We start from the raw sequence: 23,627 nt of genomic DNA on the forward strand, positions 1-23,627 counted from the left end.
CCGTCCCATGGCCGAGACCGCCGCCCGCGCCGCCCTGCCTGCCGCCCGCCCGCCGTCGCGGGTGCGCCAGTACTACGTGCTGACCAAGCCGCGCGTGGTGCAGCTGATCGTCTTCTGCGCCGTGATCGGCATGCTGCTCGCCTCGCCCGGCCTGCCCGACTGGCGCCTGGCGCTGGCCGGCACCGTGGGCATCTGGCTGGTGGCCGCGGCGGCGGCGGCGTTCAACTGCCTGGTCGAGCAGCACATCGACGCGCGCATGGCGCGCACCGCCTGGCGTCCCACGGCCAAGGGCGAACTCACCACCGCGCAGACGCTGCTGTTCTCGGCGCTGCTGTGTGCGGCGGGCAGCGCGATCCTGTACTGGGGCGCCAATGCGCTGACGATGTGGCTGACCTTCGCCACCTTCGTCGGCTACGCGGTCATCTACACCGTGGTGCTGAAGCCGCTCACGCCGCAGAACATCGTGATCGGCGGCGCCTCGGGCGCGATGCCGCCGGTGCTGGGCTGGGCCGCGATGAGCGGCGAGGTCACGCCGGAGTCGCTGATCCTGTGCCTGATCATCTTCGTCTGGACGCCGCCGCACTTCTGGGCGCTGGCGCTGTACCGCGCCGAGGACTACCGGCGCTCCGGCCTGCCGATGCTGCCGGTGACGCACGGCGCCGAGCTGACGCGGCTGCACGTCTTCCTCTACACCTTGGTGCTGTTCGCGGCCACGCTGCTGCCCTTCGTCTCGGGCATGAGCGGCTGGCCCTACCTGGTCGCCGCCCTGGTGCTGGGCGCACTGTTCATCGGCCATGCGTGGCGGCTGTGGCGGAACTACTCCGACCAGCAGGCACGCAAGACCTTCCGCTTCTCGATCGTCCACCTGTCGCTGCTGTTCGCCGCGCTGCTGGTCGACCATTACCTGGGACTGCTGCTGCCGTGACCCTGACCCGCCGCCACCTCCTCATCGCCGCCGGCGCCGCCCCGCTGGCCGGCTGCGACCGTGCCGCCGCCCCCGCCGACAAGCTGCAGTTCAAGGGCGTGGACATCACCGGTGCCGACTACGGCCGCACGCTTTCGCTGCCCGACCAGGACGGCACGCTGCGCACGCTGGCCGACTTCAAGGGCAAGGTGGTGGTGATCTTCTTCGGCTACACCCAGTGCCCGGACGTCTGCCCGACCACGATGGCCGAGCTGGCCCAGGTGAAGAAGTCGCTCGGCCCGGACGGCGACAAGGTGCAGGGCATCTTCGTCAGCGTCGACCCGGAGCGCGACACGCCGCAGCTGCTCAAGGCCTACATGGCCAACTTCGACCCGAGCTTCGTCGCGCTGCGCGGCACGCCGGAGCAGACGGCCGCGGCGGCCAAGGAGTTCAAGGTCTTCTACGCCAAGGTGCCGGGCAAGACCGAGGGCAGCTACACCGTGGACCACACGGCCGGCTCGTACCTGTTCGATCCGCAGGGCCGCCTGCGCGTGTTCGTGCGCTACGGCACCGGTGCCGAGGCGCTGACGGCCGACCTGAAGACGCTGCTGGGCGCCGCGGCCGGCTGACGCCGGCCGCGCGGTCGGCTCACTGGGCGACTTCGAGCGCCTTGCGCATCTTCTTCATCGCCGCCACCTCGATCTGGCGGATGCGCTCGGCGCTGACGCCGTACTCGCTGGCCAGTTCGTGCAGCGTCATGCCGCCGGAGCTGTCGTCGTTCACCTTGAGCCAGCGCTCCTCGACGATGCGGCGGCTGCGCGCATCCAGCGCGTCGAGCGCGCGGACTATGCCGTCGCCGGCCAGCCAGTCGCGGCTGCGCGCCTCGAGCACCCGGGTCGGCTCGTGCGACTCGTCGGCGAGGTAGGCGATCGGCGCGTAGCTCTCCTCGCCGTCGTCGCCGCTCTGCGGCTCGAGCGCCACGTCGCCGCCCGACAGACGGGTTTCCATCTCGAGCACGTCCTCGCGCTTGACGTTGAGCGTGCGGGCGACCGTGTCCACCTCGCCTTGCGTCAGCGTGGCGCGGTGCGTGTCCTGGTCTTCGGCCTCGCCCTTCAGGCTCTGCTTCATCGAGCGCAGGTTGAAGAACAGCTTGCGCTGCGCCTTGGTCGTGGCGACCTTGACCATGCGCCAGTTCTTCAGGATGTACTCGTGGATCTCGGCCTTGATCCAGTGCATCGCGTAGCTCACCAGGCGCACGCCCTGCTCGGGGTCGAAGCGCTTGACGGCCTTCATCAGGCCGACGTTGCCTTCCTGGATCAGGTCGCCCTGAGGCAGGCCGTAGCCGAGGTACTGGCGCGAGATCGACACCACCAGGCGCAGGTGCGAGAGCACCAGCTTCCCGGCGGCTTCCAGGTCGCCGCTGGCGCGCAGGCGGCGAGCCAGCGACACCTCTTCCTCCTGGCTCAGCAGCGGCAGGCGGTTCACGGCGCTGATGTAGGCGTCCAGGTTGCCCAGCGAGGGCACCAGGGCCCACGGGTCGCGCAAGGCCAGTGCAGTGGTGGGGGTCATGTTCATGGAAGCTTCAGACACGCTGAGACTCCTTTCGTTCCGCACATATTAGCACTCGCCCCCGTCGAGTGCTGATCTGCTGGCGGCAACAGTTCTCTCCATCCGGCACAACAATCCCGGAAGGAGAGAGTGCTCACTGACTTGATGCGGTCAGCGGCGCCAGCGGCTCCGGCACCCGGTTGCGCACCGCCGGCACCGTCTGCAGGTAGCGGAAGATGGCCTCCAGGTCGGCGTCGTTGAAGTTGTTGTAGACCGGGATCGGCATCGGCGGCAGCACCGGGCGGCCGCGGCCCAGGTGGCGCCCGGTGCGGATCGTCGCGACGAAGTCCTTCAGCGTCCACTTGCCCAGGCCGGTCTCGGCGTCCGGCGTCAGGTTGGCGGTGAAGCTCACGCCCCAGGGGCCGGACCAGGCGGTGTTGGTCGCCGACGAGACCACCAGCCAGGGCCCCTCGGCCAGCTTCGGCGCGGGCGGCATCTGCAGGCCTTCGGGGTGGCCCGAGAGCGCGCGGCTCATGTCCGGCTCCGGCCCGTTCGGCCCGAACTTGAACGGCGTGTGGCAGTCGTGGCAGCCGGAGGTGCTGACCAGGTACTTGCCGCGGGCGACGCTGCTGTCCTGGGCGGCGGCGGGCAGCGCGGCGGCCAGCAGCGCGGAGGCGATCAGGGAGAGGGCGGGTTTCATGGCTGCGGTTCCTTTCGCATGAGCAGCGGGTGGTTGATCCAGGAGGTGACGGCGGCGATGCCCTCGGCATCGGCGGCCCGGGTGCCCAGCGGCGGCATCTGGCGCAGCGGGTCGCGGCTGCGCATGCGCGCCAGCAGCAGGCTGGCGGACGGCTGCCCGGGCACCACCAGGCGCACGTCCGGGCCGGCGTCGGCCGGGCGCCAGCGGTCGGGGCCCACCAGCAGCGCGGCGCGCACGCGTGCGGCACTGCCAGCCGGGTCGGCGGCCGACTGCGCCAGCACCAGCGAGACCGGGGCGCCATGGTCGTTGTGGCAATGGCCGCAGTTGGCGTGCAGGTAGCCGAAGGCGGCGCGTTCGGCCGGGCTCTGCGCCGCGATGCGCGGCGGCGATGCCAGCAGCGCCGCCGGCAGACCACGCAGCCAGCCGCGTGCGCTCAGCGTGGCCAGGTCGGCGTCGCCCGGGCGGGCCGGCACGGCGTGCGGCGCGAGCGGATCCCGGTCGGGCGAGAGCTGAAGCGCGCCGGCGCCCAGCACCGGCACCGGCGCGCCCTCGTGGCAGGCGGTGCAATCCAGGCGCCCCGGCACGGCGTAGCGGCCGCCGGGAGCACCCTCCACGGCCAGCACGACGCCACGCTCGGGCGCGAGCCGCGCGCTGCGGCCATCGACCTCCCACAGGTAGCTGGCGTAGCGCCAGCGGCCGTCGGGCAGGCGCTCGATGTAGCGGGTCTCGACCGGCCGGCCGGCGAAGCCGAACTCCTTCCAGAGCCGGGTGCCGGGCGGGAACTCCCAGGCGTCGGGCCGGGAGGCGTCGATGAAGCGGCCCGCCGGCAGGTGCAGCCAGCGGCGCTTGACCGCGCCGTCGGTCCACAGCGGGTACTGCGGCGAGAACGGCAGCATCTCGAGGCGGCCGTAGCCGGTGTCGGCGAGGTACTCGGGTAAAGGCCCGGGCAGGGGCTCGGGCAGCGGTGCCTCGGCCGCGCACGGCGCGGCGGCGATCAGCAGGGCGGTGGCGAGCAGCAGCGGGAACATGCCCGCCAGTGTTCCGGCCGGGCCGCAGGGCCACATCGCTCGAACGGGCCATCGGCGGCGCGCCGGCGGGCCATCCCGGGGCTCAGCCGAAGCGCGTCTCGGTGCGCTCCAGCACGTCGTCCACCGCCGCCAGCAGCTCGGAGACGCTGACCGGCTTGGTCAGGTACAGGCTCGCGCCCGCCTGCAGGGCGGCGTCGATCTGCGCCGCGGTCGCGTCGGCCGACACCACCACCACCGGGATGCCCTCCGTGGCCGAGTCGGCCTTGAGGCGGCGCAGCAGTTCCTCGCCCGGCAGATCGGGCAGGTGCATGTCCAGCAGCACCAGGTCCGGCAGGCTGCGGCGGATCGCCGCCAGCGCCTGCGCGCCGTCGACCGATACCTCCATCTGCACCTGCGGACGCTGCGCCAGGATGCCGCGCATCACCTCGACATTGGTCTCGTTGTCCTCGACGTAGTGCACGATGCGGCGGTGGTAGCCGGGGGCCGCGCGGTCCAGCCCGTCCAGGTCGGACGGCACGGTGTCGGGCTCGTGCGCGGCCGGGAGCCCGAGGATGAAGGACGAGCCCTCGCCGGCCGAGCTGCGCGCCCGCAGCGAGCCGCCCATCAGTTCGGCCAGCCGCTGGCTGATCACCAGGCCGATGCCGGTGCCCTCCTGGCCCGACTCCTCGCGCCCGAGCCGGTTGAAGGGCTGGAACAGGTCGGCCAGCTGCGTCTCGGTCATGCCCAGGCCGGTGTCGGTGACGGCGATCTCCACCACCGGCCCCTCGGCCAGCCGTGTGCCGATGTGGATGCGGCCGCCCTCGCGGTTGTACTTGACCGCGTTGGACAGCAGGTTCACGAGGATCTGCTTGACGCGCGTCGGGTCGCCCAGCAGCACGCCGGTGCCGTCGGCCAGCGTGCTGCTGATCGTGATGCCGCGTCGCTTGGCGTCGGCGTCGACCATCGCGATGCTGGCGGCCAGCAGCTCGGCGAGGTTGACCGGCTCGATCAGCAGCTTGACGTTGCCCGACTCGATGCGCGAGAGATCCAGCACCTCGTTGATCATCTCCAGCAGGTGCCAGCCGGCCTGCTGGATCTGCGCCACCCAGGGGCGCTGCTCGGGGGCGAGCGGCTGGCGCTTGTCGAGGTCGAGCAGCTGCGCGAAGCCGAGCATCGCGTTCAGCGGCGTGCGCAGCTCGTGGCTCATGCGCGAGAGGAAGTCGCTCTTGGCGCGGTTGGCCGCCTCGGCGCGGTCGCGCGCCTTCTCGGCCTCGAGCAGGCGCAGGTGCTCGGTGATGTCCTCGACCACGCCGACGATGCGCCGCGGCCGGCCCGTCTCGTCGCGCAGCAGCGAGACGGTGGACTGCACCCAGACGATGCGGCCGTCCTTGCGCACGTAGCGCTTGTGGCGCCGGTACATCGGGAACTCGCCCTGCACCAGCGCGCGCGACTGCACCACGTCCTCGGCCTGGTCGTCGACGTGGGTGAACTGCGCCACCGTCATCGTCAGCAGTTCGTCGTCGCTGTAGCCGGTCAGCTCGCAGAAGCGCGGGTTGGTCTGCTTCACGTTGCCGCGCAGGTCGGTGTAGATCACGCCGATCGGCACGTGGTTGAGGATGTTGCGGAAGCGTTGTTCGCTGTCGCGCAGCGCCGCCTGGGCACGCTCGCGCTCGTGCACCTCGGACTGCAGCGCCGCGGTGCGCTCGCGCACCGCCGCCTCGATGCGCCGGGTGCGGCCGGTCACCACCAGCAGCAGCGCGCCGAGCATCGCCGCGCCCAGCAGCCCGATCAACGAGAACAGCCAGGCATTGGCGCCGCGCGCCTCGGCCAGGCCGCGCGGATCGGCGGTGACGCGCACGCGCCACTGCCGGTCGGCGAACGGGAACGGCCGTTCGTAGCTGAGCAGTCCGGCCGGCACCACGCCCTCGCAGCCGACCGGCCCGGCCAGGCGCCGCAGTGACGTGGCGCCGTCGACGTCCATCACGCACACGCGCAGCGCCGCTGGCAGCTCGCGCGTCAGCGACTGCAGGAACGGGCCCGGCCGCAAGGTGACGAACACCGCGCCGCGCAGGTGCCGTTCACGCGTCGCCTCGGCCGGCGGCCCGCGGTGGATCGCGCGGTAGACGACCACGCCGGTGCGGTCCTGGTCCGGCGGCACCTGGGTCAGCGGGAAGGGCGCGCTGGCCACCGCACGGTCCAGCTGCGCGCTGCGTTCGATCGCCTCGCGCACCGCCGGGACCGACCAGGCATTCAGGCCGAGCGCGGCCGCGTTGGGCGCGGCCGGCTCGATGTAGCGCATCGCCAGGATCTCGCCCGGCAGGCCGGCGCCGTCCTCGCGGTCGAACACCCGGTAGCCGGCCTGGCCCTCGGCCCGCGCGGCGGCCTCGAAGGCGCTCAGGTCGGCGTAACGCACGCGCTCGTACCAGCCGATGGCGCTGATCGCGCCGTCGTCCAGCCAGGCGCGCGAGGCGATCCCGAACTCCTCGCGCGTCACCGCGTCGGAGGCGACGTAGGCGCCGCGCATCGCCTCCAGTGCGTGCAGCGGGCCGAGCAGGCGCGAGCGCAGCACCGAGGCCACGGTGTCGGCGTTGCGCTCGAAGGCATCGCGCAGACGCGCCTCGTCCACCCGCGCCACCTGCCAGATGCCCAGGCCCATCAGCAGCGTCACCAGCGTCAGCGTCAGGCCCACCGGCAGCCGGCGCGCGTGCCAGTCCTCGCGCGGCTGGCCGATCAGCGTCAGGGCGATCGGCGCGGCGATCAGCGTGCCCAGCGCGTCGCCGCTGTACCAGGTGAACCAGGTGACCAGGCGGTCCTGCGCCGGCAGCGCGTCGCCCAGCGAGAGCGCCAGCGTCGCGATGCTGCTGCTGACCAGGCAGGCCAGCAGCGCGCCCAGCCCGAGCAGCACCGCGACGTCGCGCGGCTCGGTGATCGAACGCGGCGCGCGGGCGAAGCGCCGCACCAGCGCGGCACCGAGGCCGGCCTGCAGCGCCGCGCCGAGCGCGATCAGCGCCGGCACCGCCACCTCGGCCAGCGAGGGGGTGCCGCGCTGCGCGTTCAGCGAGGCGTTGACGATGAAGGCGCCGAGCAGCGCGCCCGGCACCGCGATGCGCCCGTAGACCAGCGCGGCCGCCAGCGCGATGCCGCTGGCCGGGTAGATCGGCGAGGCGTAGCTGGGCGGGATGGCCACCTGCAGCGCCAGCAGCCCGGCGATCGCGTAGGCGCAGGCGGTGCCGGCGACGATCGCCAGCGCCCGCAGCATGTCGTGCCGGTTCAAGGCAGCTCGTGGCCGCTGCCGGCCTGCCAGAGTGCGGCCCAGGCCTGCGCGTCCAGGCGCAGCGCGAGCGCGGCCACGGCCTCGCGCAGGGCCTCGATGCGGCGGCTGCCGGCCACCGGCAGCGGGCGCGACGGCAGGCGCAGCAGCCAGGCGAAGGCCACCGTGGCCGGCGCCACGCCGTAGGCCGCCGCGATCTCGTGCAGCACCGCCTGCACGCGCCGCGCGGCGTCGTGCGTGCCGCTCAGCAGGGCACCGCCGGCCAGCGGCGACCAGACCATCGGCCGCAGGCGCAGGCGCTGCAGCTGGTCCAGCGTGCCGTCGGAGAGCGGCGTGCGCTGCAGCGGGTGCAGCTCGATCTGGTTGGTGACCAGCGGCGTGCGGCTGGCCAGCAGCTCGAACTGCGCCGGCGTGAAGTTGGAGACGCCGAAGTGCTGCACCTTGCCGTCGCGGCGCAGCCGCTCGAAGGCCTGCGCCACCTCGTCGGCGTCGAGCAGCGGGTCGGGGCGGTGGATCAGCAGCAGATCGAGCCGGTCGGTGCGCAGCGCGCGCAGCGAGGCCTCGGCGCTGGCCACGATGTGCGCGGCCGAGGTGTCGTAGTGCTTGACGCGGTGCGCCGGCCGCGCCGCATCGACCAGCTTGATGCCGCACTTGGTGACGAGCTGCAGCCGCTCGCGCAGCCCAGGCGCGAGCACCAGCGCCTCGCCGAACAGCGTCTCGACCGCGTAGCCGCCGTAGATGTCGGCATGGTCGAAGCTGGTCACGCCCAGTTCGACGCATTGTTCGATCCAGCTCAGCCGCTCCTGCGGCGTCCAGCCCCAGTCGGCCATGCGCCAGGCGCCCGCCACGATGGGCGAGAGCACCGGGCCGTCGGGGGCCAGCGGTTCGAGGCTCATCGGTCGATGCTAGGCGGAGGGCCTGCGCCGGTGCTGCGCAGGCTCAGACGTTGAAGAGGAAGTTCATCACGTCGCCGTCCTTCACGACGTATTCCTTGCCTTCCGCCCGCATCTTGCCCGCGTCCTTGGCGCCCTGCTCGCCCTTGAAGGCGACGAAGTCGTCGTAGGCGATGGTCTGGGCGCGGATGAAGCCGCGCTCGAAGTCGGTGTGGATCACCCCGGCCGCCTGCGGCGCCGTGTCGCCGGCGTGGATGGTCCAGGCGCGCACCTCCTTCACGCCGGCGGTGAAGTAGGTCTGCAGGCCCAGCAGCGTGAAGGCGGCGCGGATCAGTCGGTTCAGGCCCGGCTCGGTCTGGCCCATCTCGGCGAGGAACAGCTGCTTGTCCTCGTCGCTCATGTCGGCGAGCTCCGCCTCCGTCTTGGCGCAGATCGCCACCACCGGCGCCTTCTGCGCGTCCGCGTAGGCACGCAGCTTGTCCAGCAGCGGGTTGGCCTCGAAGCCGTGCTCGTCGACGTTGCCGACGAACATCGCCGGCTTGGCGGTGATCAGGCACAACGGCCTGAGCACGACCAGCTCCTCCTTGCTGAACGAGATGCTGCGCACCGGCTTCGCCTCGTTCAGCGCCGCCTGGCACTTCAGCAGCACGTCCACGAGGCGCTGCGCCTCCTTGTCGTTGCCGGCCTTGGCGACCTTGGTGTAGCGCGCCAGGCTCTTCTCGACCGTGGCCAGATCGGCCAGGCACAGCTCGGTCTGGATCACCTCGATGTCGGCGATCGGGTCCACCTTGCCGGCCACGTGGATGACGTTCTCGTCCTCGAAGCAGCGCACCACGTTGACGATCGCGTCGGTCTCGCGGATGTGCGCGAGGAACTGGTTGCCCAGGCCCTCGCCCTTGCTTGCGCCGGCGACGAGGCCCGCGATGTCGACGAACTCGACGATCGCCGGCACCACGCGCTCGGGTTTGACGATCTCGGCCAGCTTCGCGAGCCGCGGATCGGGCAGCTCGACCACGCCGACGTTCGGCTCGATGGTGCAGAACGGGTAGTTCTCGGCGGCGATGCCGGCTTTCGTCAGGGCATTGAAGAGGGTCGACTTGCCGACGTTGGGCAGGCCGACGATGCCGCACTTGAGGCTCATGGGAAGGGCTTTCGGGGATACCGCAGGGGGAAGGCGGGATTCTAGGTGGCGCGCCTACACTGGCCGCCGATCCCCCCGGAGAGCGCGATGAGCGAACTGCAACTGATCCGCCCGCATGCCAAGGACCTCGGCGGAGGCTTCATGGTGCGCCGCAGCCTGCCGGCCGCGCAGCGCCAGGCGGTCGGCCCGTTCCTGTTCTTCGACCACTTCGGCCCGATCACCGCCGGCCCGGCCGACCACCACGACGTGCGCCCGCATCCGCACATCGGCCTGGCCACCGTGACCTACCTGTTCGAGGGCGCCCAGGTGCACCGCGATTCCACCGGCGTGGTGCAGCTGATCGAGCCCGGCGCGATCAACTGGATGACCGCGGGCCGCGGCATCGTGCACTCCGAGCGCACGCCGGCCGAGTGGCGCGGCCGGGCGCGGCGCAGCCACGGCCTGCAGCTGTGGTGCGCGCTGCCGGCCGAGCACGAGGAGGATCCGCCCTCGTTCCAGCACACGCCGGCGCAGCAGCTGCCCGAGGTGGTGCTGCCGCAGGCCGCGGTGCGGGTGCTGATCGGCGCGGCCTTCGGCGCCACCTCGCCGGTGACCACGCTCTCGCCGACGCTCTACCTCGACATCGCGCTGGCCGCCGGCGGCAGCCTGGCGATCCCGGACGTGGCGCAGGAGCGCGCGGTCTACAGCGTCGATGCCGACATCACGCTCGGCGGCGTGCCGGTGCCGGCCGCCACCCTGGCCGTGCTGGCGCCGGGTGCGCAGCCGACGCTGCATGCCGAACGCGGCGCGCGCGTGGTGGTGATCGGCGGCCAGCCGCTGGGCCCCCGCTTCATGGTCTGGAACTTCGTCTCCAGCCGCAAGGAGCGCATCCGCGAGGCCGAGGATGCATGGGAGGCGCAGCGTTTCGATCCCGTCCCGGGCGAGACCGAGTTCATTCCGCTGCCGCCGCGGCGGCTCTGAGCGGCGCGGCCGGCCGCAGCATCCAGACGTTGCCCCAGGCCGCCAGCAGCGCGCCAGCCAGGCTGATCCACTGCGGCCGGTACCCCTCGAGCAGCAGCGACACCACCAGCGCGAGCAGCGGTGTCATCACGCCGATCGTGCCGGAGGCGCCGGCGCCGAGCCGGTCGACGATGGTCAGGTAGCAGGCGAAGGTCAGCACCGAACCGACGATCGCCAGGTAGCCGAGCGCGAGCCACCAGCTCGGCGCCGCCGGCAGCGCGAACGAGCGGCCCAGCAGCGCCGCACACAGCAGTGCCGCGAGCGCACCGTAGACCATGCCCCAGCCGAGCGTGGGCCACAGCGGCAGGCCGTGGCTGCGGTTGCGGCTGGCCGCCAGCGCGCCGCCGGCCGAGAGCAGCACGGCCGCGGTGGTCCAGGCGACGCCGGCGGCCGTGCCGGCCGCAGCGGCGGCATGGCCGAACTCGGGCCAGAAGATCAGCGCCACGCCGGCCAGCCCGAGCAGCCCGCCGGCGACGAAGCGGCGCGTCAGCGGTGTGCCGAACAGCCAGCGCGAGCCCAGCCCCCCCAGCAGCGGCGAGGCCGAGTAGCCCACTGCGACCAGGCCGGAGACGAGCAGCGTCTCCGCGTGATACACCGCCACGTAGGAGATGCCGTAGAGCAGCACGCCCTGCAGCGCGAAGCGGGCATGTTCGCGCGGACCGCGGCGCCACGGCAGGCCGCGCAGCGCCAGCGCCGCGAGCACCACGGCGCCGGCCAGACCGAAACGCGCCGCCACGCCGACTTCCGGCGCGGCCGTGTCCACCTGCCAGGTGATGGCGTACCAGGTCGTGCTCCAGACGATCACGCACACCGCGAACAGCGCGGCGGTGGGCACGCGCGTCATTCGAAGCGGAAGCTCGCCTGCCCGCTCATGCCGGTGCGTAGGGCGCACTCGATGCCTTCGAGCACGATGGCGTTCATGCCGAAGGTGATCGCACCGTCCAGCCGCGCATCGGCGCGGTAGCCGGCCAGCGTGTCGCCCACCGCATGGCCGGTCTCGGCGGTCGCGGGGTCGACGTCCGGGATGCTGCAGCGCGAGCAGGGCTTCACGAGCTTGAGCCGCACCGGGCCTTCCGGCGCGTCGAACCGGATCTCGTCGAGGTGGTCCTCGCCGTGCGCATCGAGCCCGTCGAGCACCAGGTTGGGCCGGAAGCGCTGCATCGTCACCGGCGCATGGCCGGCCGCGGCGAGGCGGCGGTTCAGCTCGGCGAGCCCGGCGGTGGAGGCCACCAGCAGCGGGAAGCCGTCGCTGAACGCGTTCTCGGCCTCGAACGGGCCGGTCCAGCGCCGGCTCGACAGGCGGCGATGCTCGGGGTCGAAGCGCACCAGGCGGAGCTTGCGGCCGAGGAAATCGCTGAACCACTGCGCCGCGAGGTTGCCCATGTCGTAGGCGGCGACCTCGTCGTCCCACACCGTCACGCGCACCGGCGCCTCGACCGTGTCGAGCGCGATGTGCAGCGCCAGCATGCCCGGGGCGCGCAGGATCATGTCGAGCTGGCGCAGCGTCGGCTTCACCAGCGCCAGGCGCGGCAGCTCGCGCTGGCTGACGAAGCGGCCGGCCTCGTCCACCACCATCCAGGCGCGGTCGAACTCGAGCCCGGTCTCGACCAGCAGCGCTTCCTCCAGCGCGATGCCGGCGCAGGACTTGACCGGGTGCACCGCCAGGCCCGCGATGCGCACCTCGATGTCTCCTTGGCTCACTTGAGGATTCCCTTCAGCAGCTTGTCCTTCAGCACGTCCTTGGGCTTGGGCGCGGAGGCGCCGGGCGCGGCGCTCTGCACGCCCAGGCGCTCCTTCAGCTTGTCCTCCAGCTTGTTGCGCGCCGCGCCGGCGGCCACCGCGGACCAGCGGATGTTCCAGTCGATCGCCTCGAACGGGCCGGTCAGGCGCACCGGCACCGTCACGCCCTTGAGCGCAGCCAGCTCGGCGCCGCCCTGGCCGGCCGAGGTGTCGGTGACGCTCACGCGCGCGGTGTAGTCGATCAGGCCGCGCCCGATGTCCACCAGCCCGTCGCCGCCTACGCGCAGGTAGGGGCTCTTCAGGTCCAGGTCGTCGTTGCGCGCCACGCCGTCGGCGATGCGGAAGCTGGCGCTCATCTCGGAGAAGTCGGTCTTTTCCTCGCGGCTCGCCTTCTGGCTGCGGTCGGCCATGCCGAGCGCGGCCTTGGCCTGGCGCAGGCTCTTGGCCAGGTTGATGCCCTTGACCGCGCCGTCGCGCAGCTGCAGCGCGGCCTGGCCGCCCAGCCGCGAGCGCAGCTGGCCGACCGTGGCGCCGGCGCTGGCCACGTCCAGCGTCACGCGGCCCTGGCCTTCGAGCAGGTCCTTCCCTGCCACGTCCTTCAGCAGCGCGTTGATGTTCACGCCGCTGGCCAGCGCCTTGACGGCCACGCGGTTGCCCTTGGCGTCGGCCTGCGCGCTGGCGTCGAGCGTGCCGTCCCAGGCCTGGCCCTGCAGCACCGGCACGCGCAGCAGGCCGTTGTCCAGGCTGGCCTCGACCCGCGCGTTGGCAACGCGGTACTGGCGCAGCACCAGGCTGCCGGCGCGCAGCGCGAGCTGGGCGTTCAGCGCCTTCAGGCCGGACAGGTCCACCGGCGTGTCGGCCGGCGCCGGGCCGGGGCGCTCGCCGCTGGTACCGGCCGAGGCGCCTTCGGGCAGCAGGGTGTTCAGGTCGAGCGCGTCGAACTTGGCCTGCGCCTTGACGAAGGGCACCGCGGCGTCGAGTTTGGCGTTGCCGTCCAGCGTGAAGGCGTTGCCGTTCACCTGGCCGTTGAGCGCCCAGGCAGCGGCCTTCGGCCCGGCCGTGAGGCGGCCGCGCACCTGGCCGTCGATCTTGCGCCCGGCCGCGCTGCCGCTCACGCGGGCGTCGAGGTTGGGCAGGGTCACGGCGTCGAAGCTGCCGGCCGGCGCGCCGGTCTTGAAGGCCAGCTCCACGCTGGTGGCGCCGCCGAGCGACAAGGTGCCCTGCAGCGGGCTGCCCTTCAGGCGCTGGCCCTGGATGTCGAGCGCGGCCCAGTCCAGCGTCAGCGCCAGCGGTCCGGCGTCACGCCGCGCCTTCAGGCCGAGCTTGAGCCGGTCGATCGAGAGCGCCTGGTGCTCCGGCTCGAAGCCGAAGCGGCTCATCGCCAGGGTCAGCTCGGCCGCGGCGAGCCCGGGCAGGTCGCCACGCCAGGCGAGGTCGATGTCCCCCAGGCGCAGCGCGCCGCCCGCTTCCGGCGCCACGCGCAGTCGCCCGGCGAGCGTGCCCTTCAGCGCGGGCTGGCGGAGGTCCAGCCGCGCGTCCAGCCTCACCGGCGTGTCGAGCCCCGGCGTCAGCCGGCCGGTGCTCAGTTCGACCAGGTGCAGCGTGCCGTCGATCTTGGCAGGCAGGTCCTGCACGCTGGCGCGCACGTCCTTCAGCACGACGCCGCTGATGTCGAAGGCGAGCGGCGCGCGCGCAGGGGCCGAGCCCGCCGGCGCCGCGGGCGCCGGGCCGGACGGTCCGGCGCCGGCCAGGTCGTCGGTGTTGCGCCGGCCCTGGGCGTCGCGCTTCAGCACGACCTGCACGCCGCTCGCCTCGACCCGGTCGACCTGCAGGCGGCCCTGCAGCAGCGGCAGCAGCGCCACCGACAGCGCGGCCTGCTCGACGCTGGCGAAGCGCTCGCTGCGCCCGGCCTCGCTGAGGCTGACGCGGCTGGCCCGCAGCGCCAGGCGCGGGAACACCGACAGCTCGAGCGGGCCGTCGATCGCCAGGGTGCGGTTGCGGTTCGACTTCATCCAGTCGATCGCCACGCCCTTGTAGCGGTTGGCGTCGAAGGTGGCGACCAGCAGCACCGCGCCGGCCAGCAGCACCAGCAGCACGGCGGCCAGGCCGATCAGGCTGCGGCGGATCCAGGGCGGCATGGGTCGATCGGAGGCAGGGGAGCGCGATTGTGCACGCGCCTCGGGGACATGCCCGGCTCCCTACAATGAAAGCCCATGAAACAGGTGGACGTGCTGGTACGCGGCTCGGGCATCGTCGGGCAGTGCCTGGCGCTGGCGCTGTCGCGCGCCGGGCTGCAGGTGGCGCTGCAGGGCGAGCCGGCACGCGCCGACGCGCCCGAGGACGTGCGCGCCTATGCACTGAACGCCGCCTCGGTGGCGCTGCTGCGCTCGCTCAAGGTCTGGGACGGCCTGCCCGCGCGGGCCGCCACGCCGGTCTACGATATGCATGTCGAGGGCGACGCCGCCGCGGGGGCCACTCCCGGCGCGATCGACTTCTCGGCCTTCGAGCAGCGTGTCGGCGAGCTGGCCTGGATCGTCGATGCACCGGTGCTGGAGCGCGAGCTGGCCGCGGCGCTGCGCTTCGCCCCGCATGTCGAGACCCTGCCGCCGGACAGTCACGCGCCCGTGCGTGCCGCGCTGACGGCGCTGTGCGAGGGCAAGGCCTCGGCGACACGCGCCGCGCTCGGCGTGGCCTTCGAGCGCCACGACTACGGCCACAGCGCGATCGCGGCGCGCCTGGTGGCCGGTCAGCCGCACCACGGCACCGCGCGGCAGTGGTTCCGCTCGCCCGACGTGCTGGCGCTGCTGCCCTTCGACACCCCCGAGCCGGGGCGCTCGTACGCGCTGGTCTGGTCGCTGCCGCGCGAGCGGGCGCAGGCCCTGGCGGCGCTCGACGAGGCGGCCTTCGCCGCCGAGCTGGCGCAGGCCACCGGCGGGGCGGCCGGCACGCTGGCACTGGCCTCGCCGCGCGCCGCCTGGCCGCTCGCCATCGCCCGGGCGCAGGCCTGGTGCGGGCCGGGCTGGGTGCTGCTGGGCGATGCCGCGCACGTGGTGCACCCGCTGGCCGGGCAGGGCCTGAACCTCGGCCTGGCCGACGTGGCCGCGCTGGCGCGCGTGATCGCCGCGCGCGAGCCCTGGCGCGCGCTGGGCGACGAGAAGCTGCTGCGCCGCTACGTGCGCGAGCGCGCCGCGCCGACCTGGGCCATGGGCACGCTGACCGACGGCCTGCTGCGGCTTTTTGCCGAGCCGTCCCCGGCCGTCAGGGAACTGCGCAACCGCGGGCTGACTCTGGTGAACCGGCTCCCCCCTTTGAAGCGCTGGCTCACGGCCCAGGCGCTCGATGCCTGAAAGGCCCGTCATGCCCGCCCTGATCCGCACCGTCCTGCTCGTCGCTGCCTGCGTCGTCGGCAGCACCTCCTGGGCGCAGGACAGCGCCGCGATCCGCAAGACCATCGCCGAGCGGCTGCCCAACTTCCCGAAGATCGACGAGATCACCAAGACGCCGATCCCCGGGCTGTACGAGATCCGCGTCGGCACCGACATCTATTACTCCGACGAGAAGGGCAACCACCTGATCGATGGCCACCTGGTCGACACCGCGACCCGCACCAACCTGACGCAGGCGCGCATCGACAAGCTGACCGCGATCGACCCGGCCACCCTGCCGCAGAAGGACGCGATCGTCTGGAAGCAGGGCACGGGCGCGCGCAAGCTGGTGGTGTTCGCCGATCCGAACTGCGGCTACTGCAAGCGCTTCGAGCGCGACCTGAACGACATCAAGGACGTCACGGTCTACACCTACCTGTACCCGATCCTGGGCGGCGACTCGCCCGAGAAGGCACGCAACATCTGGTGCGCCAAGGACCGCACCGCCGCCTGGCGCGACTGGATGCTCAACGGCACCGCGCCGCCGCGCGCGATGGGCCAGTGCGACGCCTCGGCGCTGGAGCGCAATGCCGAGCTGGGCCAGAAGCACAAGATCAACGGCACTCCGGCGCTGGTGTTCGAGGACGGCAAGCGTGTCGGCGGGGCGATGAACGCCGCCGCGCTGGAGAAGCAGCTGGTCGCGAGCCGCGCCGCCAAGCCCTGATGACGCCGCGGCAACTGCTCGCCCACACCGACAGCGGGCAGCCCTGGCCGGCCGAAGCGCCGCGGCCGGCGGACATGGCGGCGGCCTACCGCGACGCACTGGCCGTGCGCGCGCTGCGCGAGGCGCGCGGCGAGCGGCCGATGGGCTTCAAGATCGGCTTCACGAACCGCACGATCTGGGACCGCTACGGTGTGTTCGCGCCCATCTGGGGCATGGTCTGGGACACCACCCTGCGCCACTGCCCCGACGGCCGGGCGACGCTCGCGCTCGATGGCCTGTGCCAGCCGCGCCTGGAGCCCGAGCTGGTGTTCGGCCTGCGCGCCGCGCCCGCGGCCGGGGCGACGCTCGAGCAGCTGTTCGAATCGCTCGACTGGCTCGCCACCGGCTTCGAGGTCGTGCAGTCGCATGCCCCGGGCTGGCGCTTCACGGCGCCCGAGACGGTGGCCGACGGCGGGCTGCACGCGCGCCTGCTGGTCGGCCCGCGGCAGCCGGTGCACGACTGGGCGGAGCGCGGCGCGGCGCTCGACGAGCGCCTCGCCGCCTGCCGCGTGCGCCTGTCGCGCGACGGCGTGCCGGTCGAGCAAGGGCAGGGCGCGAACGTGCTCGACGGGCCGCTGCATGCGCTGCTGCACTTCGTGCTCGAGCTGCAGCGCTGCCCGGGGGCCCCGGCGCTGCGGCCCGGCGACGTGGTCACCACCGGCACCTGGACCGACGCCTGGCCGCTCGCGCCCGGCCAGCGCTGGCAGGCCGACTTCGACGCGCCGCTGGCGGACTTCGATCTCGAGACGGTGTGATCAGCGCGGCGCGTCGGCGGCCGTGATCGCGCGCCGCAGCGCCGCCAGCGGCGCGTCCTCGCGCAGCCGGGTGCCGTCCACGCCGAGCCGGGCCCACAGCGCGTCGAGGTCGATGCGCACCGGCGTGTCCTTCATCTGCGCATAGAGCTCGCCGAGCGTGGTCTGGCCGGTGGCGGCGTCGGCGGTCGCCAGCACGCGCCGGATGTCCCAGGCTGCCGCGTAGCTGCCGCCGGCCGCCAGCAGGCCCTGCAGCGCCTGCTGCAGCCCGGCCGGCGCACCGCGCTCGCGCAGCCGCACGTCGGCCAGCAGGCAGAACAGGGTGCCGCCCCAGTAGGTGCGGGCCCAGGTCGGGCTGTCGTCCAGTCCGCCGTCGCCCGGGCGCGGCTGACCCTGCGGCAGCTGCTGCGCCAGTTCGATCCACAGCCGGCGCGGCGCGATCAGCCCGGCGCGGGCGCGTGCGACGCCCTCGACGTAGGTGGCGATGCCCTCGTGCAGCCAGTTGTGCGCGATCGCCACGCGCGGCACGGCGAGGTGCACCATCTCGTGCACCGCGATCCAGTCGTCGCGCAGCCACGCCGGGTCGGTGTCGGGCGCGAGGGCGAGCTGCAGCCGCGGCGGCGGGCCGGGCCGCGTGCGGCCGTGCCGCATGCCGGGGCCGACCGCCGCCACGACCGCAATCTCGGCCGCGGGCACCGGAAAGCGGCCGAAGTAGCCGGCCACGGCCTGCGCCGCCGCGGCCAGCCAGTCCGGCACCGCCGCGCGCAGCCCGGGCGCGAGCGTGTCGTCGAGCAGGAGCACGAGCCGGCTGCCGCCGACCTCGAGCACCGCCGGCGCCGCGGCCCGCCCCGGTGCCGCCAGCGCCAGGCCCGCCAGCAGCGCCGTGCGCCGCCTCATGCGTAGCGCAGCTCGCCGGTCTTGCCGCCGAACACGCGGTAGGCGAACACGGTGTAGGCGGCGATCGCCGGCACCGAGATGCAGGTGCCGATCAGGATCACCTTCAGCGCCGCCGGGCTGCTGGCGGCCTGCCAGATCGTCAACCGGTCGATCACCACGTAGGGGTAGAGGCTGTAGGCCAGGCCGAGGAAGCCGAGCACGAACACCACGATCAGCAGCACGAAGGGCAGGGCGCACAGCGGCCCGCGCACCGCGCGCGTGCCCAGCAGCGCACGCACCGCGAGCAGCGCCAGCGCCGTCATCAGCGGGATGGCCGACAGCGCGATGATCTCCGGCAGCACGAACCAGCGTTCGCGCACCGTCGCGCTGATCCAGGGCGTGGCCATCGAGATCAGCAGCAGGCCGCCGACCATCGGCCACCAGGCCAGGCGGGCCCAGTCGACGGCGCGCTGCTGCAGCTCGCCCTCGGTCTTCATCACCAGCCAGCAGGCCCCGAGCAGCACGTAGGCCATCGGCAGCGCGAGCGCGATCGCGGCGGCGAACAGCGGGTAGTTCCAGCCCTCGCCGAAGCCGCTCACGTAGCGCCCGAGCATCCAGCCCTGCGCCAGCGAGGCGAGCATCGAGCCGGCGAAGAAGGCGCGGTCCCACAGCGGCTTGTGCAGTGCCTTGGCCTTGACGCGGAAGTCGAACGCCACGCCGCGCAGGATCAGCCCGAGCAGCATCAGCGTGACCGGCAGGTAGAGCTCGGTGAGCACCAGGCCGTGCGCCTTCGGGAAGGCGATCAGCAGGATGCCGATGCCCAGCACCAGCCAGGTCTCGTTGGCGTCCCAGAACGGGCCGATCGAGGCCACCATCACGTCCTTCTGCTCGGGCGTGGCACGGTGCATCAGCATGCCCACGCCGAGGTCGTAGCCGTCGCTGATCACGTAGACCAGCATCGAGACGCCCATCAGCGCCATGAAGATGACGGGCAGCATCTCGTCGAAGGACATGAGGTTCATCTGAAGCTCCGGCTCACCACCGGCGAGGTGATCGCCCCCACCGGCGTGGCGGCGAGTTCCTCCTCGTCCACGCGCAGCACCTGCTCGGGCTTCTCGGCCATGTACTTCAGCACGCCGATGTAGGCGACGATCAGTGCGAGATAGACCGTGACGTACAGCGTGAGCGTGAGCGCGATCATCGGCGCGGGCACGTTCGAGGCCACGTCCGCGGTGCGCAGCAGGCCGAACACCATGAAGGGCTGGCGGCCGATCTCGGTGACGTACCAGCCGGCCACCGTCGCGACCCAGCCCGAGAAGGTCATGCCGGCGAGCAGCCAGAGCAGCCGGCGCGGCAGCGCCTCGGGCCGCCATTGCGCGCGCCGTGCCAGCCACCACCCGGCCCAGGCGGTGGCCAGCATCAGCACGCCCATGCCGACCATCGTGCGGAAGGCCCAGAACACCGGCAGCACCGGCGGGTGTGCGCCCTCGAATTCGTTCAGGCCCTTGATCTCGCCATCGGGGTCGTGCGTCAGGATCAGGCTGGCCCCGCGCGGGATGCCGATCTCGAAGTGGTTGGTGCGCTTCTCGTCGTCGGGGATCGCGAACAGCAGCAGCGGCGCGCCGCGTTCGGTCTCCCACACGCCTTCCATCGCGGCGATCTTCTGCGGCTGGTGCTTCAGCGTGTTCAGGCCATGCAGGTCGCCCACCACGATCTGCAGCGGGATCAGCAGCGCGGCCAGCGTCAGGCCCACGCGCAGCGTGCGCGGCGCGGCCAGCGACGAGGCGCCGCGCAGGATCTGCCAGGCCGACAGCCCGGCCATCAGGAAGGCGCAGGTCAGCGCCGAGGCGAGCAGCATGTGCGCGAAGCGGTACGGGAACGAGGGGTTGAACACCACCTCGAGCCAGCTGCGCACGTGGAACTCGTCGTCGATGATCTCGTGGCCGGCGGGTGTCTGCAGCCAGGAGTTCAGCGCCAGGATCCAGAACGCCGACAAGGTGGTGCCGAAGGCGACGAAGAAGCTCGCCAGCAGGTGCACGCGTTCGCTCACCTTGCCGTGGCCGAACAGCATGATGCCGAGGAAGCCGGCCTCGAGGAAAAACGCGGTCAGCACCTCGTAGCCGAGCAGCGGCCCGGCCACGTTGCCGGCGCGCTCCATGAAGCCGGGCCAGTTGGTGCCGAACTGGAAGCTCATCGTCACGCCGCTGACCACGCCGAGCGCGAACGACAGCGCGAACACCTTGGTCCAGAAACGGTATGCGTTGAGCCAGGCCTGCCGGTCCTGCGGCTCCTGGCTCTTCAGGTAGCGCCAGCGGAAGAACAGCAGCAGCCAGCCCAGCGCGATCGTGATCGTCGGGAACAGGATGTGGAAGGTGATGTTGGCGGCGAACTGCATGCGCGCCAGAACGAGGGCGTCCATGTCAGTGGCGCCCGGCCGCCCGAAGCCACTGACGCGCCCCCGCGGGGGGCAGCGAACGAAGTGAGCGTGGGGGTTTCATTGAGCATCTCCTAGCGTTTCGCGACGGCGACGGACTTCACCTTCTCGCCGATGTCGAGCAGGCGCTGCACCTGGGCGCCCATCTTCATCAGGCGCGCCAGCGTCGCGGCGTCGAGCCGCTGGATCTCGTCGAACCAGCCCAGCATCAGCTCGATCAGGTCGTGCATGCCGCGCATGCGCTCGAGCGCGATGCGGTCGGCCGCATCAGCCGGCTCCTCCAGCAGCGCGTTGCGCAGCATCGACAGGGTCGGCTCGATCTCGCGCCGGCGCCGCTCCTGCGCGAGCGTGCGGAACACCTCCCAGGCGTCGGCCGGCGCGTCGAAGTACTCGCGCCGGTCGCCGCCGAAGTGGCGCAGCCGCACCAGGCGCCAGGCCTGCAGCTCCTTCAGGCCCATGCTGACGTTGGAGCGCGAGAACTCCAGCCTCTCGGCGATCTGGTCGGCGTTCAGCGGCTCGGGCGAGACGTAGATCAGCGCATAGATCTGGCCGACCGTGCGGTTGATGCCCCAGCGGCTGCCCATCTCGCCGAAATGGCCGACGAAGCTGCGGACGAGCGGACTGAGGCCGGACATGGGTCGACGGGTGAATTGCGCTGGATCAAGAGTGTCGCTGAAATTTCAGTAATTTCTGAAAACTCAGGACGCCCGGAGGGTGAAAGAAGGGGCTGAAGGACAATCCCGCCATGTCGTCCGCCACGCTGACCCCGACCCCCGTCCCCACGCCCGGACCGGCCCCGTTGCCCGGGCCAAGCGCGGCCGCGCTGCGCCTGGGGTATGCGGGGCTGATCCCCTTCGTCGCCGGTGCGCTGCTGACCTGGTTGGTGCGGCCGGACGCACACCCCTACGTGACGCTGGCGCTGTCCGCCTACGCGGCGGTGATCGTGTCCTTCCTGGGCGGCATCCACTGGGGCTTTGCGATGCGCCGGGCCGAGGCGCTGCCGAGCCTGCTGTGGTGGGGTGTGACACCCTCGCTGCTGGCCTGGGTGGCGGTGATGATGCCGCCCTACGCCGGGCTGGTGCTGCACGGGGTGGCGCTGGTGCTGTGCTACCTGGTCGACCGGCGTGTCTACCCGGCGCAGGGGGCGGCGGCCTGGCTGACGCTGCGCTTCCGGCTCTCGGCCGTTGCGGCGCTGGCGTGTTTCCTCGGGGCCGCCGGAGCCTGAGATGGTCACCTACCGCCTCGACGTCGCCGACCCGAACGCGCACCTGTTCGAGCTCACGCTGACGCTGCCGCGGCCGGAGGCTCGCCAGCAGGTGAGCCTGCCGGTGTGGATTCCCGGCAGCTACCTGGTGCGCGAGTTCGCGCGCCACCTGTCCGGGCTGCGCGCCACCCAGGGCGGCCACGAGCGCGCGGTGAATCAGCTCGACAAGGCCACCTGGGAGGTGGCCTGCGAGGGCGGCACCACGCTGACGCTGCGCTGGCGCGTCTATGCCTTCGACACCTCGGTGCGCGCGGCCTACCTCGACGCGACCCGCGGCTTCTTCAACGGCACCGGCGTGTTCCTGCGCGTGCACGGGCGCGAGAGCGAGCCGCACCGGCTGCAGATCGGGCGCCTGCCGCGCGGCTGGGAGATCGCCACCGCGCTGAGCGCCGCGCCGGGCGGCGGCTTCGTCGCGTCGGACTACGACGAACTGGTCGACCACCCGGTCGAACTGGGCCGCTTCTGGCGCGGCGAGTTCCTGGCGCACGACGTGCCGCACGAGTTCGTCGTGGCCGGCGCGCTGCCCGATTTCGACGGCGAGCGGCTGCTCGCCGACACGCAGCGCCTCTGCGAGGCGCAGATCGCCTTCTGGCACGGCGGGCGCAGCCGCGGCAAGAGTCCGCGCGCGCCGTTCGAGCGCTACGTGTTTCTGCTCAACACCGCGGAAGACGGCCACGGCGGCCTGGAGCACCGCGCCAGCACCGCGCTGCTGTCGGCGCGGCGCAACCTGCCGGCACGCGGCAGCACGGAGGTCTCGGACAACTACGTCGAGCTGCTCGGGCTGATCAGCCACGAGTACTTCCACACCTGGAACGTCAAGCGCCTGCGGCCGGCGGAGTTCGTCCGCTACGACTACACGCGCGAGAACTACACTGAGCTGTTGTGGTTCTTCGAGGGCTTCACCTCCTACTACGACGACCTGTTCCTGCGCCGCTGCGGCCTGATCGACCCCGCGCGTTACCTGCGCCTGCTGGGCCGCACCGTCACCGCCGTGCAGGCGAGCCCCGGGCGGCAGGTGCAGAGCGTCGCGCAGGCCAGCTTCGACGCCTGGGTCAAGTACTACCGCAGCGACGAGAACACGCCCAACGCGACCATCAGCTACTACGCCAAGGGCGCGCTGGTGGCGCTGGCGCTGGACCTGAGCCTGCGCCGCGACGGCGGTTCGCTCGACGCGGTGCTGCGCCGGCTGTGGGACGGCAGCGCTGGCGGTCCGATCGGCGAGGCCGACGTGGCCGCGGCCCTGGAGGCGGTGGGCGGCCGCTCGTACGCCCGCGAGCTGGCCGACTGGGTGCACGGCACCGGCGAGCTGCCGCTGCAGGAGCTGCTCGCGGCGGCCGGTGTCGCCTGGCAGTCCCAGGCGCCGTCGATGGCGCAGCGCCTCGGCCTGCGCGTCAGCGAGTCGGCCCTGGGCGGCATCAAGGCCACGCATGTGCTGCGCGGCGGTGCGGCCGAGGCCGCGGGCATCGCCGCCGGCGACGAGCTGCTGGCGCTCGGCGGCTGGCGCCTGCGCCGGCTCGACGACGCACAGCGCGTGCTGCGCCCGGGCGACACCGCCGAGCTGCTGGCCGTGCGCGACCAGCGCGTGCTGAGCCTGTCGCTGCGCCTGCCGGCCGACGCCAGCCTCGGCGCACCGGTGCAGCTGGCGCCGGCGCCCAAGCCGAACGCGGCGGCACTGGCCCTGCGCGAGGCATGGTTGGGCCGCTGAACCGCACCGCCTTCGCGCTGCGCCGGCGCCTTGCCGGGGTCCTGCTGGTGATCGGCGTCGCCGTGCTGCACCTGCTGGTCGCCGAGTGGCTGGGCGAACGCATGGCGCAGTGGTCGGCCGATGCCGCGCTGCCCGAGCGCCTGCAGGCGGTCTACGTGCGCGAGCTGCAGCCGCAGGCCCCGCCGGCGGTGGCGCCGGCCCCGCCGCCGGCACCCGCCCCGGCGCCGCGCGCCGCGCCGCGGCCGACGCCGCCGGCCTCGGCGCC

21 protein-coding genes and 1 pseudogene are annotated in these 23,627 nt (G+C 72.7%); 9 read left to right on the forward strand and 13 right to left on the reverse strand.

From position 1 onward, the window contains the following. The first annotated feature begins 7 nt into the window (after positions 1-7). Entirely contained in the window at positions 8-925 is a 918-nt protein-coding gene (cyoE, locus tag D9C15_RS08310) for a heme o synthase (RefSeq protein ID WP_127996970.1), read from the forward strand. Next, positions 922-1,533 (forward strand): SCO family protein, encoded by a 612-nt coding sequence (locus tag D9C15_RS08315; protein ID WP_127996971.1) that lies wholly within the window; start codon positions 922-924, stop codon positions 1,531-1,533. Before cyoE ends, D9C15_RS08315 begins: the two co-directional genes overlap by 4 nt. A 19-nt stretch (positions 1,534-1,552) precedes the next feature. Here the strand turns inward: D9C15_RS08315 and rpoH are convergent, their stop codons facing one another. The 6 genes from rpoH to ychF form a co-directional block, all read right to left on the reverse strand. Continuing rightward, positions 1,553-2,479, reverse strand: a complete 927-nt coding sequence (rpoH, locus tag D9C15_RS08320) for an RNA polymerase sigma factor RpoH (protein WP_375138762.1) — start codon at positions 2,477-2,479, stop codon at positions 1,553-1,555. Positions 2,480-2,606: 127 nt separating this feature from the next. Continuing rightward, a complete protein-coding gene (locus tag D9C15_RS08325; RefSeq protein WP_127996972.1) occupies positions 2,607-3,152 on the reverse strand; it encodes a diheme cytochrome c-553 in 546 nt (181 codons plus the stop codon). Continuing rightward, on the reverse strand, positions 3,149-4,180 hold the full coding sequence (locus tag D9C15_RS08330; RefSeq protein ID WP_164886679.1) for a c-type cytochrome domain-containing protein: 1,032 nt from the start codon (positions 4,178-4,180) through the stop codon (positions 3,149-3,151). Before D9C15_RS08330 ends, D9C15_RS08325 begins: the two co-directional genes overlap by 4 nt. A gap of 82 nt (positions 4,181-4,262) precedes the next feature. After that, positions 4,263-7,433 carry a CHASE domain-containing protein gene (locus D9C15_RS08335; RefSeq protein WP_127996974.1) on the reverse strand — a complete coding sequence of 1,057 codons (3,171 nt, stop codon included), beginning with the start codon at positions 7,431-7,433 and terminating at the stop codon, positions 4,263-4,265. Then, a complete protein-coding gene (locus tag D9C15_RS08340; protein ID WP_127996975.1) occupies positions 7,430-8,326 on the reverse strand; it encodes an aldo/keto reductase in 897 nt (298 codons plus the stop codon). Before D9C15_RS08340 ends, D9C15_RS08335 begins: the two co-directional genes overlap by 4 nt. A 43-nt stretch (positions 8,327-8,369) precedes the next feature. Then, a complete protein-coding gene (ychF, locus tag D9C15_RS08345; protein WP_127996976.1) occupies positions 8,370-9,464 on the reverse strand; it encodes a redox-regulated ATPase YchF in 1,095 nt (364 codons plus the stop codon). Between the two features lie 87 nt (positions 9,465-9,551). Between ychF and D9C15_RS08350 the strand changes: the two genes are divergently transcribed. After that, a complete protein-coding gene (locus D9C15_RS08350) occupies positions 9,552-10,424 on the forward strand; it encodes a pirin family protein (protein WP_127996977.1) in 873 nt (290 codons plus the stop codon). On the opposite strand, the gene D9C15_RS08355 is transcribed toward D9C15_RS08350, so the two are convergent. The 3 genes from D9C15_RS08355 to D9C15_RS08365 are packed head-to-tail and all read right to left on the reverse strand — an operon-like array spanning position 10,396 to position 14,341. Continuing rightward, complete coding sequence (locus D9C15_RS08355; RefSeq protein ID WP_127996978.1) at positions 10,396-11,307, reverse strand: DMT family transporter; 912 nt, start codon at positions 11,305-11,307, stop codon at positions 10,396-10,398. The genes D9C15_RS08350 and D9C15_RS08355 overlap by 29 nt on opposite strands. Continuing rightward, positions 11,304-12,164, reverse strand: a complete 861-nt coding sequence (locus D9C15_RS08360) for an MOSC domain-containing protein (protein WP_127996979.1) — start codon at positions 12,162-12,164, stop codon at positions 11,304-11,306. The genes D9C15_RS08355 and D9C15_RS08360 overlap by 4 nt, the downstream gene beginning before the upstream one ends. Then, positions 12,161-14,341, reverse strand: coding sequence for an AsmA family protein (locus tag D9C15_RS08365; protein ID WP_127996980.1), 2,181 nt, complete (start codon positions 14,339-14,341; stop codon positions 12,161-12,163). Before D9C15_RS08365 ends, D9C15_RS08360 begins: the two co-directional genes overlap by 4 nt. A 75-nt stretch (positions 14,342-14,416) precedes the next feature. Between D9C15_RS08365 and D9C15_RS08370 the strand changes: the two genes are divergently transcribed. Genes D9C15_RS08370 through D9C15_RS08380 form a run of 3 tightly spaced genes read left to right on the forward strand, consistent with a single transcriptional unit; the run spans position 14,417 to position 17,086 of the window. After that, a complete protein-coding gene (locus D9C15_RS08370) occupies positions 14,417-15,550 on the forward strand; it encodes an FAD-dependent monooxygenase (RefSeq protein ID WP_127996981.1) in 1,134 nt (377 codons plus the stop codon). A 10-nt stretch (positions 15,551-15,560) separates the two neighbouring features. After that, positions 15,561-16,292: a DsbC family protein gene (locus D9C15_RS08375; protein WP_127996982.1), complete on the forward strand. Its 732-nt coding sequence runs from the start codon at positions 15,561-15,563 to the stop codon at positions 16,290-16,292. Beyond that, the gene (locus tag D9C15_RS08380) at positions 16,292-17,086 is read left to right on the forward strand and encodes a 2-keto-4-pentenoate hydratase (RefSeq protein WP_127996983.1); all 795 of its coding nucleotides are present in this window, start codon (positions 16,292-16,294) and stop codon (positions 17,084-17,086) included. The genes D9C15_RS08375 and D9C15_RS08380 overlap by 1 nt, the downstream gene beginning before the upstream one ends. On the opposite strand, the gene D9C15_RS08385 is transcribed toward D9C15_RS08380, so the two are convergent. The 4 genes from D9C15_RS08385 to D9C15_RS08400 all read right to left on the reverse strand — a co-directional run bounded on the left by D9C15_RS08385 (position 17,087) and on the right by D9C15_RS08400 (position 21,028). Further along, complete coding sequence (locus tag D9C15_RS08385; RefSeq protein WP_127996984.1) at positions 17,087-17,980, reverse strand: hypothetical protein; 894 nt, start codon at positions 17,978-17,980, stop codon at positions 17,087-17,089. It lies immediately after the preceding gene. Next, complete coding sequence (locus D9C15_RS08390) at positions 17,977-18,972, reverse strand: cytochrome d ubiquinol oxidase subunit II (protein WP_164886683.1); 996 nt, start codon at positions 18,970-18,972, stop codon at positions 17,977-17,979. The genes D9C15_RS08385 and D9C15_RS08390 overlap by 4 nt, the downstream gene beginning before the upstream one ends. Positions 18,973-18,977: 5 nt before the next feature. Beyond that, positions 18,978-20,378: a cytochrome ubiquinol oxidase subunit I gene (locus tag D9C15_RS08395; RefSeq protein WP_127996986.1), complete on the reverse strand. Its 1,401-nt coding sequence runs from the start codon at positions 20,376-20,378 to the stop codon at positions 18,978-18,980. Between the two features lie 89 nt (positions 20,379-20,467). Further along, positions 20,468-21,028, reverse strand: a complete 561-nt coding sequence (locus D9C15_RS08400) for a GbsR/MarR family transcriptional regulator (RefSeq protein ID WP_127996987.1) — start codon at positions 21,026-21,028, stop codon at positions 20,468-20,470. Between the two features lie 110 nt (positions 21,029-21,138). Here D9C15_RS08400 and D9C15_RS08405 point away from each other — a divergent pair, with 110 nt between their 5' ends. From D9C15_RS08405 to D9C15_RS33350, 3 genes and pseudogenes are all read left to right on the forward strand, one after another. Beyond that, positions 21,139-21,618: a DUF3429 domain-containing protein gene (locus D9C15_RS08405; RefSeq protein WP_127996988.1), complete on the forward strand. Its 480-nt coding sequence runs from the start codon at positions 21,139-21,141 to the stop codon at positions 21,616-21,618. Position 21,619: 1 nt separating this feature from the next. Continuing rightward, a complete protein-coding gene (locus D9C15_RS08410) occupies positions 21,620-23,362 on the forward strand; it encodes a M61 family metallopeptidase (protein ID WP_127996989.1) in 1,743 nt (580 codons plus the stop codon). Then, positions 23,347-23,627: pseudogene (locus tag D9C15_RS33350) on the forward strand (hypothetical protein); the annotation flags it as partial. The gene D9C15_RS08410 and the pseudogene D9C15_RS33350, both read left to right, overlap by 16 nt.

This window comes from Piscinibacter defluvii (genome assembly GCF_004011805.1).
In the GTDB taxonomy this organism is placed as follows: domain Bacteria; phylum Pseudomonadota; class Gammaproteobacteria; order Burkholderiales; family Burkholderiaceae_C; genus Piscinibacter; species Piscinibacter defluvii.